Annotated in this window: 14 protein-coding genes; 6 read left to right on the top strand and 8 right to left on the bottom strand. The window is 60.7% G+C overall.

The window, feature by feature from the left end; translation table 11 throughout:
* Nucleotides 1-51 precede the first annotated feature (51 nt).
* Together B9Y51_RS04685 and B9Y51_RS04680 are read right to left on the bottom strand one after the other, a co-directional pair.
* A complete protein-coding gene (locus B9Y51_RS04685; protein WP_085528974.1) occupies nucleotides 52-261 on the bottom strand; it encodes a hypothetical protein in 210 nt (69 codons plus the stop codon).
* Nucleotides 262-403: 142 nt separating this feature from the next.
* Nucleotides 404-1,810: an MATE family efflux transporter gene (locus tag B9Y51_RS04680; RefSeq protein WP_085528973.1), complete on the bottom strand. Its 1,407-nt coding sequence runs from the start codon at nucleotides 1,808-1,810 to the stop codon at nucleotides 404-406.
* A gap of 135 nt (nucleotides 1,811-1,945) precedes the next feature.
* Between B9Y51_RS04680 and B9Y51_RS04675 the strand changes: the two genes are divergently transcribed.
* A complete protein-coding gene (locus tag B9Y51_RS04675; protein WP_158088252.1) occupies nucleotides 1,946-3,211 on the top strand; it encodes an SLC13 family permease in 1,266 nt (421 codons plus the stop codon).
* Nucleotides 3,212-3,265: 54 nt separating this feature from the next.
* Nucleotides 3,266-5,665 (top strand): ATP-binding cassette domain-containing protein, encoded by a 2,400-nt coding sequence (locus B9Y51_RS04670; RefSeq protein WP_085528971.1) that lies wholly within the window; start codon nucleotides 3,266-3,268, stop codon nucleotides 5,663-5,665.
* A 31-nt stretch (nucleotides 5,666-5,696) separates the two neighbouring features.
* Here the strand turns inward: B9Y51_RS04670 and B9Y51_RS04665 are convergent, their stop codons facing one another.
* On the bottom strand, nucleotides 5,697-6,089 hold the full coding sequence (locus B9Y51_RS04665; protein WP_085528970.1) for an RNA-binding S4 domain-containing protein: 393 nt from the start codon (nucleotides 6,087-6,089) through the stop codon (nucleotides 5,697-5,699).
* A gap of 303 nt (nucleotides 6,090-6,392) precedes the next feature.
* Entirely contained in the window at nucleotides 6,393-7,310 is a 918-nt protein-coding gene (locus B9Y51_RS04660) for a hypothetical protein (protein ID WP_085528969.1), read from the bottom strand.
* A gap of 1,030 nt (nucleotides 7,311-8,340) precedes the next feature.
* On the opposite strand from B9Y51_RS04660, the gene B9Y51_RS04655 reads away from it, so the two are divergent.
* The 3 genes from B9Y51_RS04655 (at nucleotide 8,341) to B9Y51_RS04645 (ending at nucleotide 10,345) form a co-directional block, all read left to right on the top strand.
* Nucleotides 8,341-9,102, top strand: a complete 762-nt coding sequence (locus tag B9Y51_RS04655) for an SDR family NAD(P)-dependent oxidoreductase (RefSeq protein WP_085529672.1) — start codon at nucleotides 8,341-8,343, stop codon at nucleotides 9,100-9,102.
* 323 nt (nucleotides 9,103-9,425) lie between these two features.
* The gene (locus B9Y51_RS04650; RefSeq protein ID WP_048683237.1) at nucleotides 9,426-9,629 is read left to right on the top strand and encodes a cold-shock protein; all 204 of its coding nucleotides are present in this window, start codon (nucleotides 9,426-9,428) and stop codon (nucleotides 9,627-9,629) included.
* Nucleotides 9,630-9,832: 203 nt separating this feature from the next.
* Complete coding sequence (locus B9Y51_RS04645; RefSeq protein ID WP_048683239.1) at nucleotides 9,833-10,345, top strand: ferritin; 513 nt, start codon at nucleotides 9,833-9,835, stop codon at nucleotides 10,343-10,345.
* A gap of 130 nt (nucleotides 10,346-10,475) precedes the next feature.
* Here B9Y51_RS04645 and B9Y51_RS04640 read toward each other — a convergent pair whose 3' ends face one another.
* Both B9Y51_RS04640 and B9Y51_RS04635 read right to left on the bottom strand, forming a co-directional pair.
* Nucleotides 10,476-13,088 (bottom strand): beta-mannosidase, encoded by a 2,613-nt coding sequence (locus tag B9Y51_RS04640; protein WP_085528968.1) that lies wholly within the window; start codon nucleotides 13,086-13,088, stop codon nucleotides 10,476-10,478.
* Between the two features lie 177 nt (nucleotides 13,089-13,265).
* Entirely contained in the window at nucleotides 13,266-14,132 is an 867-nt protein-coding gene (locus tag B9Y51_RS04635) for a DUF308 domain-containing protein (RefSeq protein ID WP_085528967.1), read from the bottom strand.
* A gap of 258 nt (nucleotides 14,133-14,390) precedes the next feature.
* Here B9Y51_RS04635 and B9Y51_RS04630 point away from each other — a divergent pair, with 258 nt between their 5' ends.
* Nucleotides 14,391-16,031 (top strand): metallophosphoesterase family protein, encoded by a 1,641-nt coding sequence (locus B9Y51_RS04630; protein ID WP_085528966.1) that lies wholly within the window; start codon nucleotides 14,391-14,393, stop codon nucleotides 16,029-16,031.
* Between the two features lie 27 nt (nucleotides 16,032-16,058).
* Here B9Y51_RS04630 and B9Y51_RS04625 read toward each other — a convergent pair whose 3' ends face one another.
* Nucleotides 16,059-16,376, bottom strand: a complete 318-nt coding sequence (locus B9Y51_RS04625; RefSeq protein ID WP_085528965.1) for a hypothetical protein — start codon at nucleotides 16,374-16,376, stop codon at nucleotides 16,059-16,061.
* A 216-nt stretch (nucleotides 16,377-16,592) separates the two neighbouring features.
* Entirely contained in the window at nucleotides 16,593-17,750 is a 1,158-nt protein-coding gene (locus B9Y51_RS04620) for an alcohol dehydrogenase catalytic domain-containing protein (RefSeq protein ID WP_085528964.1), read from the bottom strand.
* Nucleotides 17,751-17,853 lie beyond the last annotated feature (103 nt).

The following is a 17,853-nucleotide window of genomic DNA, read 5'->3' as shown; positions in this document are numbered from 1 at the left end:
AAACTGATGGCCGGAACTGGATGATCCGACCCGTGGAAGAAGAGACTGATCTCAATCGAAGAAAATGACGGCTCTAGAGCGGCCCGACCAACGTGCGACGAGCGGCGTCAGCGGCACACCACACGATGGCCCGTCATACGGTCGGCTGAAGATGACCTTGAGAAAATGTCTGGCCTTCACGACGCAGGCCACCAAAGTGCCGACACCAAGCGACGGTTCCAAGCCCTCACGCACTTCGATCAACAGATGGGCAACGAACACGGATGGCCTCCCCGACTGCCCATCCGGTGTTCACCCGCGGGTCTTCGATTCAAATCTGAAGAAAGTATATCCACGACCATTTCATAAGTTAAGAACTATGCGTTGGTGATCTCGACGACCCTGACGTCGCCGCGTCAGCGCGTCACGCGCGAATCCACACATCGGTTCGGGAACGCCACCCGAGCGTCAGCGCGCGGAGCCCCATGAACCCTCCGGCATATGCAATCCAGATCCACAGGAAGCCCCACGTGTCCATCGACAGATCTGCATCCGCGCTCGCCCAGTAGACCGCGCCGAGGATGGGCGCATACACCACCAAGGAGATCGTCGAGGCCAGAGCAAGGTACCGGGCGTCTTGGGCGCCGATGAGGACGCCGTCGAGAATAAAGACGTACGAAGCCAAAGGTTGCCCGATCGCCACGATGATCATGGCCAGCGCAAAGAGGTGCCGCACTTCAAGGTCGGGGGTGAAGGCCCAGCCCAGACCGAAGCCTATGATTGGGCAGATCAACCCGGTGATCACTCCGAATCCGAGGGCCCACCGAATAAGCCGGTTCATTAGATGACGCACCTGCCGCCTGCCAGCTTCTTGCGTCACATCGCGGGCGCCCATCTCCTTGCCCAGGAGCGCCTGAGCGGCAATGGCCAACGCATCCAAGCCGAAGGCCATGAACCCGAACAGCGACATCGTCAGCTGATACGACGCCAGATTCGTTGGCCCCTGGTGGGTCACCACGAAGATGGTCAGCATCATGGCCGCCCTCATCGCAGCCGTTCGGAGCATGAGCCACGAGCCCACGGACAAGATCGAACCGACGCCGGCCCACGACGTGCCCCAACGGACGCCGTGCTTGCGAGAACCGCCAACGATCATCACCAGATAGACGGCCGCCATTCCCCACTGCACCAACGAGGTCCCCATCGCGGAACCGGCAACACCCAAACCACCGGGGAAAACGAGCAGCCAGTTGAGCACGACGTTGACGGCCGCCCCTACGCCCGCGACGTAGAGCGGCGTCTTGGTGTCCTGGAGTCCACGAAGGACCCCCAGGGCCGCCAAAACGATCAGCATTCCCGGCAATCCCGGCATTGACCAGCGCATGTAGTCAATCGCGTGGTCGAGAGTTGCCCCTTCGGCTCCCATTGCGGCCAACACGGTCGGGGCCAGAATCCAACCCACGACGGCGAGGACGATGCCCAGCGCCAAGGCCACCCACAGCCCATCCCGGCCCTTCTCATAAGCCGCGGCGAGCTTCCCGGCCCCGAAAAACCGGGCGACGGCCGGCGTCGTGGAATATGACAGGAAAATCATCAGGCCGATCACGGTCTGAACCACTGTTCCCGCCACGGAAAGGCCAGCAAGTTGATGAGTACCCAGATGACCCACGATCGCGGTATCCGCGAGGATAAAGAGGGGTTCCGCAATTAAGGCGCCGAAGGCCGGTAGCGCCAGCCGCACAATCTGACGATTCAGGCCCGGCCCGGTGCTCGCAGCGGCGGAGGGCTCGGAGGTCGCGTCGGACTGTGGGTGGGAAGGCTCAGGATTCACCTGACTAGTCTAAAGAATCACGCCAGCCGGGTGCCTCCACGGTCCATCTCGCATTACGGTTTGCCCGACGCAGTGCCAAGTAGTTAGCTTGCTTATGCATTTAAGTCTTTGACCTCCCACACATCAGGAGAACGAGTGACCACTCCCCAAACGCTTTCCCTAGTTCTCCTGCTCGTGGTGCTGGTGCTGGCCATCTGGAAAAAGGTCAACATTGGGACGCTCTCCTTGGGAGCCGGGCTGATTCTGGTGCTAGCGGCGGGCATCCCGACCAAAGAGATCTATCAGGACTTCCCCGCGAGCCTCGTGGTGCTGATTATCGGCGTCTCCCTGATGTTCAGCCACCTCGAAATCAGCGGGTCGATTCGATGGGTCATCGACGGCGCCTTCCGTGTGGTCGGTGAGCGTAAGGCTCTCATTCCCTGGGTCGGTTTTGTCCTGGGCGGTTTTCTCTCAACGATTGGGATCTTCAGTTCTGGTCCCGTCGCAATTCTGGTGCCGCTGATCGCGTTTATCTCCGTGAAGTATCGGGGAACGTACTTGATCAACGCCTTGGGCGTCATCATCGGTGCCGTCAGCCTGGGAATGTCCCCGCTCAATCCCACAGGGGCCACGGTCCAAAAACTTGCCGCCGACGCCGGCGTGACGTACTCCGGCTGGGGCTTGTGGTTCGTGACCTTGATCGTGACCATCGTGACCCTCGCCGCTCTTCAAGTCATCTTCGGAATCCTCGGTCGCCGGGGAAAGCTGCTGGTGGAACCGCAGGCGTCACATGTGGAGGAGAGAAACGCTACCGGAGGGCGCGTCGAAAATGTTCCGTACGCCGTCGCCTCTCTGGTGGGCTTGGCGGTCTTTATCCTGTGCGTGGTCGTGTTGACGTTCGACGTCGGACTCACCGCCATGGCTGTGGCCGCGCTTCTCCAACTGATCTTCCGACCATCACAAAAGGCCATGTTCTCCCAGGTCCCGTGGGGCGCGGTGCTCTTGATCGGCGGACTCCTGACCTATCTGGGCCTGCTCCGCTCCGTCGGGACCCTCGATGCGATTCAATCCGCCATGGACGGAGCCGCCTCTGGCGTTCTCGTCCTTCTCGCTCTGGCTTATCTCACGGCCCTTCTCTGCAACGTGGAATCTTCAGCACTGGGGGTTCTCAGCATGACGATGCCGCTCGTCTTTGGTGTCTTTGCGGATTCCCCAGCGATCTTTTGGATCGTTGCGGCGGTCGCGATCCCCTCCGGGCTGATGGTCATGAACCCGATCCACATCGCGGGCACACTGGTGGTCGGCAATGCCGAGGAGGAACGTCAGAACGACGTTTTCCGTGCCTTCCTCGCCACCTCACTGGCCCTGACCGCTGTGGTTCCGGGGCTTCTTGGGCTTTTCCCCCTCGTCGTCGGCCTCTAAGGCTTAAGGTATTCCTCCCTATCAGGAGCTCATCCGTCGTGGTTAGATCGACACATGAGCAACGACACTGCCCCGCATCCCGCAGATACCCACGACCTCATCCGCGTGCAGGGTGCGCGCGAAAATAACCTTCGCGACGTCAGCGTCGAACTGCCCAAACGGCGGCTGACCGTGTTCACCGGCGTCTCGGGATCCGGCAAGAGTTCCCTAGTGTTCGGAACCATCGCCGCCGACTCGCAACGCCTCATCAACGAGACCTATAGCGCCTTCGTTCAAGGATTTCTCCCGACTCAGGCGCGGCCCGAGGTGGACTTCCTGGACGGGCTCACGACGGCGATCATCGTGGATCAGGAACGCATCGGCAGCAACGCGCGATCGACGGTCGGAACGGTCACGGATGCGAACGCCCTTCTCCGCACACTGTTCAGTCGCATCGCCGAGCCTCATATTGGAGGCCCCAAGGCTTACTCTTTCAATACCCCCACGGTCACGGCGTCGGGAGCCATGAAGGTCGAGAAAGCCAACAGTCGGGCCGTCAAGAAGACCTTTTCCGTGAGGGGCGGCATGTGCCCTCGATGCGAAGGCATGGGAAACGTGACCGACGTCGACCTGGCGGAGGTGTTCGACGAGGAAAAGTCTCTCTCCGAAGGAGCCATTAAGGTCCCGGGATACACCGGCGGCGGCTGGAATGTGCGGCTGTTCAGCGGGTCGGGGTTTGTGGATCCGGACAAGCCCATCAAAAAGTATTCCAAGCGCGAGATGCACGATTTCCTCTACCACGAGCCGGAACGCATCAAGGTTGAGGGCATCAACATGACCTATGAAGGCCTGATTCCGCGCATTCAAAAGTCGATGCTCTCGAAAGATAAAGAGTCCATGCAGCCGCACATCCGTGCCTTCGTGGACCGAGCCGTCACCTACGTGACATGCCCGGAATGCCACGGCACTCGCCTGACGCAAGGCGCACTTTCCTCGAAAATTGCGGGAAAGAATATCGCTGACCTCTGCCAAATGCAGATCAGCGACCTGGCCGAGTGGATTCGCGATCTGAAGGAGCCTTCGGTTGAGCCTTTGCTGAAGGCCCTCCGCGACTTGATGGATTCCTTCGTGACGATCGGCCTGGGGTACCTCTCCCTCGATCGCGCCTCGGGCACGCTTTCTGGCGGCGAAGCACAGCGCACCAAGATGATTCGCCACCTCGGATCCTCGCTCACCGACGTGACCTACGTTTTCGACGAGCCCTCGATCGGCCTCCACCCGCACGACATCGAAAGGATGAATCAGCTTCTCTTGCAGCTGCGCGACAAGGGCAATACGGTCCTTGTGGTCGAGCACAAACCGGAGATGATCGAGATTGCCGACCACGTGGTGGACCTCGGGCCTGGAGCTGGAACCTCCGGCGGCCAGATTTGCTACGAGGGCGACGTCGCAGGCCTGCGGGCATCAGACACCGTCACCGGACGGCATTTGGACGACCGGGTACGCCTCAAGGAATCCGTACGTAGCTCTACGGGGTCGCTCGAAATCCGTGGGGCCCACCGCAACAATTTGCAGGACGTGGACGTCGATATTCCCTTGGGCATCCTGACCGTCGTCACGGGCGTGGCCGGTTCGGGGAAGTCGTCGCTCCTCGAGGGGTCGTTGCTGACCGGTTCGCGGGTCGAGGAAGAGGGACTCGTCGCGATCGACCAGACCCCCATCAAGGGATCGCGACGCAGCAATCCGGCAACTTATACCGGGTTGCTGGAGCCCATCCGTAAGGCATTTGCCAAGGAGAATAGCGTCAAACCGGGCCTGTTCAGCTCCAATTCCGACGGAGCCTGCCCCACCTGCAACGGCGCGGGGGTGATTTTCACCGACCTGGGCATGATGTCCGGCGTGTCCACGACATGCGAAGACTGCGACGGCAAACGCTTCCAACCCGAGGTGCTGGAATATACCTTCGGCGGCAAGAACATCAGCGAGGTGCTGTCCATGTCGGTGGCCCAGGCCGAGGAGTTTTTCGGCGCCGGCGAGGGGAAACTTCCGGCCGCGCACAAGGTGCTACGCCGGTTGGCCGACGTCGGGCTGGGGTATTTGAGCCTCGGCCAGCCGCTGAACACCCTTTCCGGAGGTGAACGTCAACGCCTCAAACTCGCCAGCCGAATGGGCGAAAAGGGCGGGGTATACGTCCTGGATGAGCCGACCACGGGTCTGCATCTGGCGGATGTCCAAGAACTGCTGAATCTTTTGGATCAGCTGGTGGACTCCGGCAAGACCGTGATCGTGATCGAACATCATCAGGCCGTCATGGCGCATGCGGACTGGATCATCGACGTCGGGCCAGGTGCCGGGCACGACGGCGGTCGGGTGGTTTTCGAGGGCAGCCCGGCCGAGCTCGTGGCCGCCGAATCAACGGTCACCGGCCGTCACTTGAAGAAATACCTCGAGTCAGGGGCGACGGCGAATTCATAGAGCGGAGCACGCCGCTTCCGTTTCGTGCCCCTTAGCGTCCGCGAAGCTTTTCGAGTTCGCGCCGTTCCTTCTTGGTCGGTCGGCCAGCGCCCGGTTCACGACGCGGCACCGGCGCGGACAAAGCGCTGGGCTTCGGCGGGGAGTGATCGACGTAGCAGGTGCGTGCGACCGGGGCCCCGACTCGCTTGGTGAGCAATCGGGTGACCTCGAAGACGCGCTCCCACCCGGGCGTCCGAACCTTGACGACGTCGCCCACCCTGATCGCCTGCGAGGCCTTAACCGGCTGATCGTTGAGCCGCACGTGACCCGCGCGGCAGGCGGTGGTGGCCGAGGAGCGAGTTTTGTATAACCGGACCGACCAGAGCCACGCGTCGAGACGGACGCTGGATGGCCCTTCGTGCGAGTTCTGGGGTTGGGAATTCATGCGTCCATCCTAGTTTGCGGGGTGGGGGTGGTGCGGCCTCCGCTCGTTGCGGCCCCTTGGTGGCCTCCACTCGTTGTGGCCCCTTGGTGGCGGTTACCCAGTTCGGTGGAGATTACCCGCACCAAACCGCCGTCGGCGACCGTCCTTGCGCGCCAGTTGCGTGGCGGTTTCCGAGTTCTGTGGCGGTTTCCGGAGTTAGGTGGCGTCCAAAGCACCACCTAACTACGGAAATCACCACCAAACACGGTAAACGCCGGTTTACACGGGAGCGCCACTCGTCATGCGCTTGGCCTCGGTTCACCGTTATCGGGCCTGACCCATTGCGACGGCCAATCGCATGCGTAGCCCTTCAGGGTCTCGCGTGACTTCGTTCCAATCGGTCCGCAGTATGGCCCAGCCCTCCGCCGTGATCAGTTTCTCCCGATGCCTCTCCTGAAAAACCACCTGCTCCGTGGGTGCGTAGTCGAAATACTTTGCCTTTCCATCGACTTCCAAGCCGATGCTGAATCGCGGCCACCCAAAATCCAGATATTTCATTCCCTCCCTGGTGGGAACCGGCAGTTGCGGGATAGCTCGAGGCAACCCCGGCGCACTCAGAACAAGTCGAGTCAGAGTTTCAGCAACCGACTGACAGCGAGGATCGGCAAGTTCAAGGACTTGTCGAGCCCTCCCAATCCCATGACGACGCCGCCCCTGCGCAACCAACGCCTCAACCGAAGACTTCTCCTCGCCTCGCGCCAACACCTGGTCCATCACGACGAGCCCTTCCCGGAGCGGAAGGATCAAAGAACACTCGAAGGCCGTCATCACCAGCGGCGTTACATGCGGGCCATCTTGGAATCTGACCCAGTCATCCAGGGCATGCGAGCGGGTGTGGGCCAGGATCCGTGGGTTATGAGGGTAGGTGCGCCGCGGCGTCGTGATGTGGATTCGGTCCGGCAGACGAAGCAGATTGATGCCGTGAAGTAGCGCCGCCGACGCATGGGAGAAAACGAAGGGGTACCGCGCCGTCTTCCACACCGCGAAGTGCCGGGCGATAGCCTTTTCGCGCTCGGTCGCTTGTTTCCACCGGTTCGTGATGACGTACACGCCACGTGAGAGCCGGGTGATCTCGCCTGACCGCGCCTTCTGAGTGAGAGAATGCTCCGTCGCGCCCTGCGCCAACAGGGACCGAGTCGTCATGACGTCCGCGGATGTCAGCGGGGGTCTGTATTGGTTCATGCGTCTACTATCGTCACGGTCGTCCGACGACGACGCCGCTCGGGAAAATGTGGACGACGGTTGTGGGCTTTCGGCTTTCGGGAGAACAGAAGACGGCTTTGGGCCTCATGGAAGGACTGACGACGGATGCGGGGCTTTCGCAGTAAGGACAGGCGACGTACGCGGGGCCTTCGCAGGTGGGGCAACGCCAACTAGGCGCCGGTTCCCCAGTCCGGTGGCGGTTTCCGCTGCTACATCGCGGATTTTACCGTCGCTCCGGATCGCGTCAGGAGGCGGTTGCCCAGATAGGAGCCGGTTCCCGGAGTTAGGTGGCGTCCAAAGCACCACCTAACAGCGGCCGACGCCGCTCAATTGGGTGTCCCCCACGCAACAACCGCTAGTCGCCGCACACCACAACCGCTACTCGCTACACGCCACAGCCACACGCGACAGCCACGGCCATCACGTCCGCCCCGCCCCACCTCGCCCATTAAAAAACCACCGGCCGGGAGTGGAGCTATAGGGAAAACGCTCCACCCCCGGCCGGTGGTCCGAGACGGATTCGCGGTCCGCCTCTTCATCAATCACTCGCACCTTATGAGGTACTTATTAAGTTAGTCAGCCGAACTGAAACACAACCCTATGGAGCCTGAAAGTCTGCTGGTAATTGTGCAACGAAACCGTCACGGAGCGCCGTATACGCCAGTGGCCGGCAGAAACAGGTCCGAGATGGGAAACGTCCCGCTCGGAACCGAGCGGGACGTTGGGCCTTCGCGGATCCCCCTGAGAAGGGTCGCGGCACGAGCCGCACGCCCCTTCGTCGCGAAGGCGACTTCCGGTCCCCATAGCCGACCGGAAGATGTTTGGCGACCAAACCGCAATCCTCTAATACGGGGTCGCCATGATGGACACAGAAGGAAAACCTCTGTTTCAACGGCCATTTTAGCGAAAATTTGAATGAAATAGACATGATCATCGCGTTAATTTGGTGATATCCGTCACATATCACGAGACCTCCACCCCCTCGCGCGAGGCGCGTAGTCTCGTACGCATGAGTGATTCGACTTTCTCCTCACCAGACACCGCCACCTTCTCCGAGATTCGCCGCTTGATCACACAAAACCCAGATCAGCGCGTCATCGTCGTCACCGGCGCATCGGGCGGCATCGGTTCCCAGGTCGCCGAAGACCTCGCCCAGGATTCGCTCGTCGTCGCCGTCGGACGAAATGAGAAGCGCCTCCAGGAGGTCGTGGATCGTTCCCGCCCCGACGGCGTCGTCCCTCTCGTGGCCGATCTCAATTCCACGGAGACCACGGCGGAGATTTTCCAGCAGATCCCCCGTGTGGATGCCCTCATCAACGCGGCCGCCATCGCATCGCGCTTCACCCTCAAAGATGCGCGCCCCCATGACTGGGACCAGGCCTTCCACACCAACGTGACCGCTCCGGCGGAATTGACCCGAGCACTGCTCCCCCAGCTCCGGGAATCTCGCGGAACCGTGGTGTTCCTAGGGTCGGGCGCCTCGCGCTCATCGAATCAGTACAACGTCGTCTATAGCGCCACGAAACACGCACTCCAGGCGGTCGCGGATGGGTTCCGCCGTCAGGTCGCCAACGACGGCGTCCGAGTCGCAACCGTCGCCCCCGGACCTACCGACACCACGATGGTGCATTGGGACGACGACTACCCCAAGGCCGAACCCCCGAAGTTCATCGAACCCTCAACCGTCGCGCGGTCTATCCGACACGTGGTCGATGCGCCCGAAGATACTCAAATTACGGAAGTTTGGGTTCGACCCCGAATTGAGGCCTGAGAACAAATTCACTCGCACTTATTGGAGCACCTGACAATATCGCCCCATGTCCTGGTAGGGTTGTCTATGTACACGCCGAAGGGCTGACGCGGCAATGGCGTCCGTGAGTAACCTCGGCAATTTTCATCGACATTGTTGACCGTTATCTCTTATCGGGTCGACCATTCCTGGCGGCGATGCATAGGTTCCGCCAACAACCCCACAGATTTTTTGAGTTCTTTAAAGCAGCACCCCTGCGTTCAGCAGCTCAAGAACCGCGCCGGCAGAATCGACGTGGAACACATAGCCGCCGCAGGCGGTGAACACGAAGGAAAGAAATAATAATGGCTAAAGGCACCGTGAAATGGTTCAACTCCGAAAAGGGCTATGGCTTCATTGCCCCGGATGACCAGTCGGACGATCTCTTCGCTCACTACAGCGCCATCGAGGGCACCGGATTCCGCGGTCTCGAAGAGGGCCAGACCGTTGAGTTCCAGGCTGAGCAGGGCCCCAAGGGTCTTCAGGCCACGAACATCCGCGTTCTCTAAACGCGATATTCCCGGTAGGGAATAGCCCGAGGGGCCGACGACGAGCGAAAGTTCGTCGTCGGCCCCTCTTTTTGCCCCAGAATTCCGCGGAACTTAAAGGTCGGGCAGGCTTACCTAAAATAAGACGATGCACACCTGAACCAATTCTGAGGAAAGGCTCTGCACTGCTGACAATCCGGCAGTTCCGTCTTATTGTCGGAGACATGAAGATGTCTACAGACCTTGAAAAGAAGTTCCAGGACCAAATTACCCTCGAGTTTGAAGCGTCGATCACGTATCGTCAGCTCGCCATCGAGGCCGACGAGCAGGACCTCCCCGGTATCGCTGCGTGGCTCCGCCACCAGGCCGACGAGGAGATCGTTCACGCCAACAAGTTCATCGATCACCTCTCCGACCGCGGCAATCACGCCGAAATCGGCCAGATTAGCGCCCCTTCGATCTCCGCGGGCCTGTCGGTTCTCGAGATCTTCCAGGCCGCACTGGCCCATGAAGAGAAGGTCTCTGAATCCATCCGCGATCTCTACCGCGAAGCCGAAGCTGAGGCGGACTTCGATTCCCGTCCCTTGCTCAACTGGTTCGTGGACGAGCAGATCGAGGAGGAGGCCACCGCTTCCGAAATCATCGGTCGCCTCAAGATGATCAACGGCGAAGGCTCCGGCCTGCTCCGTCTCGACGCCGAGCTCGGCCAGCGCCCCGAAGAAGGCACCGAGGACTAATCGTCAACGTTCCGCCGCATCCGCGACGGAATATTCAACGGGCCCCGAACCTCACATGGTTCGGGGCCCGTTGCGTATGCCCCGGCGGTCACGCCAAGGGACATCAGCATCGCAGTGGTCTGCGACGCCGTCAGGATCTCCCGGAAGATTCGGACTCACGCAGGTCGTCGCCCCACGTTCGAACAGCGATGTCGGAGGGATCGAAGCCCTGCGTTAGACCGCGAACCGTGATGGTTCGGCTTTCTCCGGGCGCGAGGTCGAAGTACGCGGCGTCGAAACGGTTCTCCGGGCTGAGCGGTTGCACGCGGACAGCGTACGCGAACGACTCCTCGGCCCGAACCGTGACGTACGCGCGTCCCGCCGCGATGTCGTCGGGTTCCGCCCGGACGTCCGAGGTTACGGTTCCCTCGATGGGTAGGTTTTTCAGATGGTCGAGGAAGAGCCGTGCCGTTGGAATGCGCCCCTTGCCATCCCTCACCTGCGCATAGACCGATCGTGGGTCATCGGGTACGGGCAGTTCAGCAACCTTCCGCGACTCTCCTGCCGGGATGTGGACCTCCACTTCCCGTTCGCTATCCGTTTCGCCCGAAAATTTCCGGAGCCTCGCCGTCAACGTCCCGGCCCATTCTCGAACAGCCGAGTTGGTGACCCACACTTCCACCGGAGCGCCGGAACTCTCTTGACGGAGCGACGCGACCACTGGTGCGAATGCATCACGAACCGCGTACCACGCCGGCTTCGGGAGACCCTCGAAGTCGATCAGCGACCAGCTCAGGCCCGGCCACGGCTCATTGAGTTGCCACACCAAGGTTCCGGAGCAGATCGGTTGACGACGTCGATAATGTGCAATGCCGTACGCCAGACCCTCCGCTTGGACCATCTGAGAAGCGATGGTCTGAGCGGCCATCCCATCCTGCGACGTCGTTCCGGCTTCGAAGGACAGCAACCCCATGATCTTGTCCTTCGGGTTGTCCTTGACGCGGTGGAGGAATTGCTGGTCCCACGGTTGGATCGGCTCGGTGACCCATCGATCCAGGGTCACCATCTCGGGGATCGAACAAATTCCGAATTCGCTGATGAAACGGCCCTGATCCTGGCTGTAGCGCCAAAAATGATTCTTGCCTGCCTCTCCCAGTTCTTCCGGAGCCGGGCCCGCACCGATGTCCTCTCCGTGCCAGACTTCCCACGCGTGCCGGTCGCCGTCGAGCACTCCATTCGTCGAATCGATCGATCCATCCGGGCTACCGCGACGGTAAGGTACGCCGGCGCCATGTTTGTTGACGGTGCTGGGCAATAAGTCGTCGTAGAAGTATCCGCCCCAACCGGACCTCTCTTCCCCCTGCCAGATCATGTCGTGCATCGCGTGTGCTTCGTTATTGCCAGCCCATACTGCCAGGCTCGGGTGGCTGCTCAAGCGCTTGACTTGATACGAAGCCTCCGCCTCGACTTCGGCTCGGAGATCGGGGTCGTCGTCGGGGTATTCGACCGAGGTGAACATGAAGTCCTGCCAGACGAGCAGGCCCAGCTGGTCACAGAGCTCGTAGAACTCGTCCGGCTCGTAGTATCCGCCGCCCCACACGCGGATCATCGTCATCCCGGCGTCTCGGGCGAGGGTCAACAGGTTTTCGCGGATCTCCCGGGTGACGGAGCCCGTGAGCATGTCGGCCGGGACCCAGTTGGCACCGCGGGCGAAGGTTGGCTGGCCGTTAAGGACGAATTGGAACCGGCGGCCGCCTTCTTCATCAGGGGTTTCGTCGATGCGGATGGTTCGGATGCCCACGGTCAAGGATCGGGTATCGGCGGTTTTGCCGGCGTGTTCAAGTTCGACGTCGAGCTGGTAAAGCGCCGGGGTGCCAAGATCGTGAGTCCACCAGAGGTCGGGGTCCGGAACCTCGACATCCGCGACGATCTCACCCGACCCGTTGGCCTTCGCCGCCCCCTCTGCCGCGACCGACCCGGCGGGTGACGTCAGGCGATAGCACACTCGGTCCTCCGCACCGAGCCCTTCGCCTTCAACCGTGAGGCGACAACTCGCGGAGTCTTCAGTCAGCGAAAGGGTTTGCCAGGAGGCATGGTCCAGGCGAGGTGTGGGCCGGACTGTCAGAAACACCTCTCCCGAGAGGCCGATGGAAGGAACGCGCGGAGCGAAGTCCCAGCCCCAGGAATCAAAGGCCTTGCGGCGGAGCGTCATCGAAAGATCCTCGGGAAGGGTGTCGCTGATGCTTTCACCGTCTTCCCGATCGCCGCCTGTCATCTGCTGGAACTTTCGAGCAGCCTCGACGGTGACCTCTGGCTGCGGCAGGCCGTGGAGGGGCGGGTCACAACGGATCAGGATCTCGACGACGCCACTCGTTGACGCCAGCGGAACCTCGAGGGGGCGAAACTGTGAGGCATGCTCGGCGACTTGACGCCCGTTGATCCACACGGTCGCCACGGTGTCGACGCCGGTGAAATCGAGAACGACGTCGCCGTTTGCGGAGGGCTCGGGAGCTTCACACCTCGCCCGGTACCACCAAGACCTCTCCTCGACCCACGCACAGTCCTTCTCGTGGAGGTCGCGGTAAGGATGGTCCAGCTTGCCAGCGGCTATGAGGCTTTCATGGACGCCACCGGGAACCACGGCTGGTATCCAGTCGGCATCATCCGGTGGAGACGCCGCACCGATGGGGCTGTCCACGAGGTCGAATTCGGCAATATTCCAGCGACGCCGTTGCGTCTGGTCGAAACCTGATGGTGCTGACATGGCAAATTCCCTTCGGCGAGATTCGGGAGTGCGAGTCCATGGCCGACCCTATACCTAGCGTCACCAGGTTTCTACTCGCCGGTACGCCTTCGAAGTGAAGATATGGTGAAAGGTAGACGCACAGAGGCCCCCTCACCCGCCGGGCGAGGGGGCCTCTATAGAGTTCTTACGATGCGCCTAATTCGTATACTTCACCTGGTATGTGTCCATTTCCGCGCTATACGCCTTGAACTCGAACGAAACGTCGGACGCATTTTCAACTTCGTATCCCAGATTGAGCACTAGATCCTGGCCGGGATGTATATCACTAGGGATATAGTTCGAAAGATGTTGCTGATCGTCAACAATGGGCAAAGCGTTACTGGAGCCGGAGCGAGCCTTAAGGTGCACCTGTTGAGATAAAATCGTCTGATCCTTCCCATTATGAATTGTCACGGTCATTTTCACCGGTGTGCCACCCTCAACGAAAGCATCCTCTGAAGGTTTGAATTTTGTGGGCTTGGTGGCCGTGACAGATAAACCGTCATCCCAGGTCTGCTTGTCGCCGTAATGGGCCGTTGCATTCACGGCTTTGCTACTCGAGGAAGAGGATGACGAAGCGCTTTGCTCTTCTTCACCCACGGCATGTCCAATTAGGGCAACGAGGATAATCACGCCGACGAGTGTCCCGATAACCGCCAACGCAATGCTCACGATGCCCATCCACTTGAACTTCACCTTCTGGAACAGCGAGATGATTCCGAGAACAAATGCCGCGAGTAGAAGAATCCAGACGAAGAAAATGACGCCGGGAATGCAGGCCAAGATAAATCCAATCGCACCCAGTGCCAAACCGATAATGCCCAGGATGTTGGTCTTCTTTTCCTGAGTCTGCTGACCATATTGGCCGCCCGGATACTGCTGGTTATAGGCGGGCCATCCCTGGCTTTGCTCGGAACCAGGCTGCGAATACTGCTGCTGCTCATCCTGATGCTGTTTGTTCTCAGGATCGTGGCGATTCGGTTCCTGAGGATCGGGAGTGGAATTCCCGGCGGCGTGGCTCATGAAGTCTCCAAATATAGTGCAAGCATTGAATACCCTGATCGTATCCTTGGAATTCCGTCATCGCGAGGCTTGCGAAGAACTTTTGCGTAGCAAATTAACTCAAAATCGAGCTATGGAGCTTCGGAGGGGTCGCTGAGGTAAACACTTAACGTCTCTTGGGGTTGGATTTTACGTTCGCATCGTTCCGAACACGCTCGCGTGTGCCACGATGGGCTCCAAGGCGGCACACATCACCCCGCCACAACTTCGAGGAGCCACATGGAATCGCCGCACTCACTCACGAATCATCGAGTTCGCCGCCACCCAGGCACCCCGGCGAAACTCACCGTCGAGCCGGCCGACCGGCCGGTGGTCCGCGATGCGCGGTCAGGCACCCAAGCCCTACCAGATGACCTCACGAGCGTCCTCAAGGTTATCCACATCACCGATTTCCAGCACGGCGACCTGGCCTCCCCCACGCGCAACGACTTCTTGCAGAAATACGCGGGCCAGGATTATTGGGCGCGTCTGCTTCCTGCGTACCGTCCCCAGGAATTCCTTCAGTGGCATGCACTGGCCTCCATCATTCGGACTATCAATGCGGCGCAAGATGATCCCAGCCTCCAGGCGGACGTCCTTTTGTGCACCGGTGACGCGACGGATTCTTCCCAGGTCAACGAGCTGAAGGATTACCTCACGCTCATGGACGGAGGGACGGTCGAGCCCGGTCGCCATACGGCCGACCTCACCGAGGCGCCCAGCTTTGGATCCGATTCCTCGTTCTGGCTGCCTGAGTCGGACCAGCCGGACGCATGGAAAGAGTCCTGTGGGTTGCCTCGAGTTTCTGGAATTCGCTCCGTCGCGGCGTCGTCGTTCGCGCATGAAGGCCTCAGCATCCCGTGGCTTGCCTGTTTCGGCAATCACGACCAGCTCATTCAGGGACGCCACACGATCCTCGACTCGGCGACCAACCGCGACGTCGATGCGTTGCTCACCGCCTCGGAGAAACCCTGCGGTACCCGCGAACCGTCCGCCGAGCCCAGAGATGCGATGGACCAATACCTCCAAGACCCGTTGGTTCACACCGCCGGCGCTCAACAGGCCATCACGGCAGACACTGAGCGACGAATCGTGTCACGACGCGACTACATGCAGGCTCACCTCGATGCCCCCGGGGCCCCGACGTCGATTCCGGGTCGCGGGTTCACCCCGGAGAACGTCCGCACCGATACGGCCTACTACGTGTATGACGGTTTCCCCGGGATCCGATTCATCACCCTGGACACCACCAACACCCGTGGTGACGTGGACGGATGCCTCGGCGAAGAGCAGTTCCTCTGGTTCAGAGAACGCCTCGAGGAAGTCCATTCCACGTATCGGCTCCCCGACGGATCGGAAGCACGGCAGGATGTTGAAAATCGCTTGGTCGTGCTGGTTTCACACCACGGGAGCCGCAAACTGACGAACGACTTCGGTCAAGAGCGCGTCTACCTGCGCGACGACGTGCTGGACCTCCTGTCCCGTTTCGACAACGTCGTGTTGTGGCTGAATGGGCATACTCACGTCAACGAGGTCGAGGCTCGTGGCGCTGCAGGTCATGCGTTCTGGGAAGTCACCACCTCCGCCGTCGCGGAATGGCCGGTCCAACTTCGCAACCTCGAGATCGCCTGTTCTCCCGAGGGCAGCGTGGAGATTCGCACCCGGATGGTCGACTCCGCGGTCCAAGCGGAACCGGAGCTCCCCCTTCCGGAAGACCTCGACGATCCCGTGGCCTACTGCGCGAGCCTCCACCGATGGGTCGGCGCCAACGACGCCGGCTCGGTCGGCGGCCTCTCGGCGGACGGCGATGTGCCACACCGCACCGCACGTCTGCTCACCGCTGTCCCCTCCGAGACGGCCAGAGACGTTTTGGCGAGCTAAGCCGGTTGCCGTCCGGCGCTCGACACGTCAGTTGGTGTTGAGCACGGCCGTCCATCCGCCGAGCACAATGCCGGCGATCATCAGAACGGCCAAGACCACCCAGATGGCCAAGCAAATACCATTGAGCGCGATGCCCCAGGCGGCTCGCCCCTGAGCCATGGGCTCACGACGGCGCGACTTGACACCCAAGACCAAACCGATCACTGGCGCAATCACGAGCCATCCCGCCAAAATCGAGGCGATTCCCAATACAAGGCTCGCGGTGCCCAATCCCGTGTCATTATTGACCACCGGCACCAAATGTTCCCGGTGCGGCCCTTGCTCGGGTGCGTATTGATCTGTCATGTCCAATGTTTCGTTGCGGTTCATATTGACAGAATATGTTGAGGGAGCGGCCAAAACATCCCACCAGCCCATAAACCCCTGGTAGAGCTAGGTAGTATCTTGGAAATGTCTAATCTTGAAATATATCTCGCTAATTCGAGCCTCATGGATGAGGTATTTATCTGAACTCATGACAAACAGAGGCGACGCCTGGGGATTAATTCCCGCGTCTCATTGTCACGTCCCCGTGCCCTGACCTCTGTTTTGAGGGTCCCGCCCGTCGTCGAAGATGATGACCTGGCGGATGGCCTTGGCGTCCGCCAGGGTGTCCATAGCTTCATTGATGTCTTCGAGAGAGATACGCGAGGAAACCAGCTCTTCAACCGCAAGCTCACCCTTGCGCCACAGATCTTCGTACCGCGGGATGTCACGTGACGGCACGGCGGAACCCAAATAACTCCCCATGACTGTACGGGCTTCGGCCGTGAGAACCACCGGGTGAATCACGGATTCGGCCTTCGGGCTGGGAAGTCCGACGGTGACCGTTCGCCCACCGACCGCCGTAGCCTCGAAAGCGGTCTCGAAGGCTTTCGGATGACCCGCGGCTTCAATCACCAGATCTGCCTTGATTCCCTGGTCAGCAACCTGCGCTGGGGTGTACGTTTCATCGGCCCCGAGTGCCGTGGCGCGAGTGAGCTTGTCCTCTTGGGCGTCGACCGCGATGACTCGCCCCTTTTTTAGCCCGACGGCTGTCAACAGGGCGGCAATCCCCACCCCACCCAGGCCGACCACCATGATCGTTTCGCCGTCTTCGGGCTGACCTGCATTGATGACGGCGCCGCCGCCCGTCAACACCGCACAGCCCAGGGGAGCCGCCGCTTCAGCCGGAACGTCCGCGCCGATTTTGACCACGCTGGCGTGATTCACCACGGCGTGGGTCGCGAAAGCGGAAACCCCCAAGTGATGGAGGACTTCCGAGCCATCGGGGCGGTGCAGTCGGACCGCGCGCTCGGTTCCAGGCAGATACCCCGCGTTATTGGTCTCGGTGCCTCGGGAGCAGGGTAGTTTGCCGTTGGTTCGGCAGTTCTCGCATTCTTCGCATCGCGGCAAGAAGACCGTGACGACGTGGTCGCCGACCTCGAGTCCCTCAACGCCCGGACCTACTTGTTCGACGACGCCGGTTCCTTCGTGCCCCAACGCCATCGGCAACGGTCGCGGCCGGTTCCCATCCACGACCGAGAGATCCGAGTGGCACACGCCCGCAGCCGTCATCCGAAGGAGAACCTCGCCCTCCTGCGGCTCGTCCAATTCCAGTTCTTCGATCGAGAGGGGGCGGGACTCCGAGAAGGGACGCTCGGCGTCCATGGTCTTGAGTACGGCCGCACGGATTTTCATAACAGTTCCTTCCGAGCCACCAATGAACAAATATGGCCTGAATCTCACTATAGGTCGATTGACTGCACAAATATGTAGATTGGCGAAACATCAGTCGATGGGA

It is taken from the genome of Kocuria massiliensis (assembly GCF_900169715.1).
Lineage (GTDB): Bacteria > Actinomycetota > Actinomycetes > Actinomycetales > Micrococcaceae > Rothia > Rothia massiliensis.
Note: the sequence above shows the minus strand (reverse complement) of the source record. Positions and strands in the feature narration are given on the sequence as shown.

Bases quoted from the DNA above. Each gene is read 5' to 3' on its own strand.
- B9Y51_RS04670 (WP_085528971.1), top strand. From the start codon at position 3,266: ATGAGCAACGACACTGCCCCGCATCCCGCAGATACCCACGACCTCATC.
- B9Y51_RS04665 (WP_085528970.1), bottom strand. From the start codon at position 6,089: ATGAATTCCCAACCCCAGAACTCGCACGAAGGGCCATCCAGCGTCCGT.
- B9Y51_RS04660 (WP_085528969.1), bottom strand. From the start codon at position 7,310: ATGAACCAATACAGACCCCCGCTGACATCCGCGGACGTCATGACGACT.
- B9Y51_RS04655 (WP_085529672.1), top strand. From the start codon at position 8,341: ATGAGTGATTCGACTTTCTCCTCACCAGACACCGCCACCTTCTCCGAG.
- B9Y51_RS04650 (WP_048683237.1), top strand. From the start codon at position 9,426: ATGGCTAAAGGCACCGTGAAATGGTTCAACTCCGAAAAGGGCTATGGC.
- B9Y51_RS04645 (WP_048683239.1), top strand. From the start codon at position 9,833: ATGAAGATGTCTACAGACCTTGAAAAGAAGTTCCAGGACCAAATTACC.
- B9Y51_RS04640 (WP_085528968.1), bottom strand. From the start codon at position 13,088: ATGTCAGCACCATCAGGTTTCGACCAGACGCAACGGCGTCGCTGGAAT.
- B9Y51_RS04635 (WP_085528967.1), bottom strand. From the start codon at position 14,132: ATGAGCCACGCCGCCGGGAATTCCACTCCCGATCCTCAGGAACCGAAT.
- B9Y51_RS04630 (WP_085528966.1), top strand. From the start codon at position 14,391: ATGGAATCGCCGCACTCACTCACGAATCATCGAGTTCGCCGCCACCCA.
- B9Y51_RS04625 (WP_085528965.1), bottom strand. From the start codon at position 16,376: ATGACAGATCAATACGCACCCGAGCAAGGGCCGCACCGGGAACATTTG.
- B9Y51_RS04620 (WP_085528964.1), bottom strand. From the start codon at position 17,750: ATGAAAATCCGTGCGGCCGTACTCAAGACCATGGACGCCGAGCGTCCC.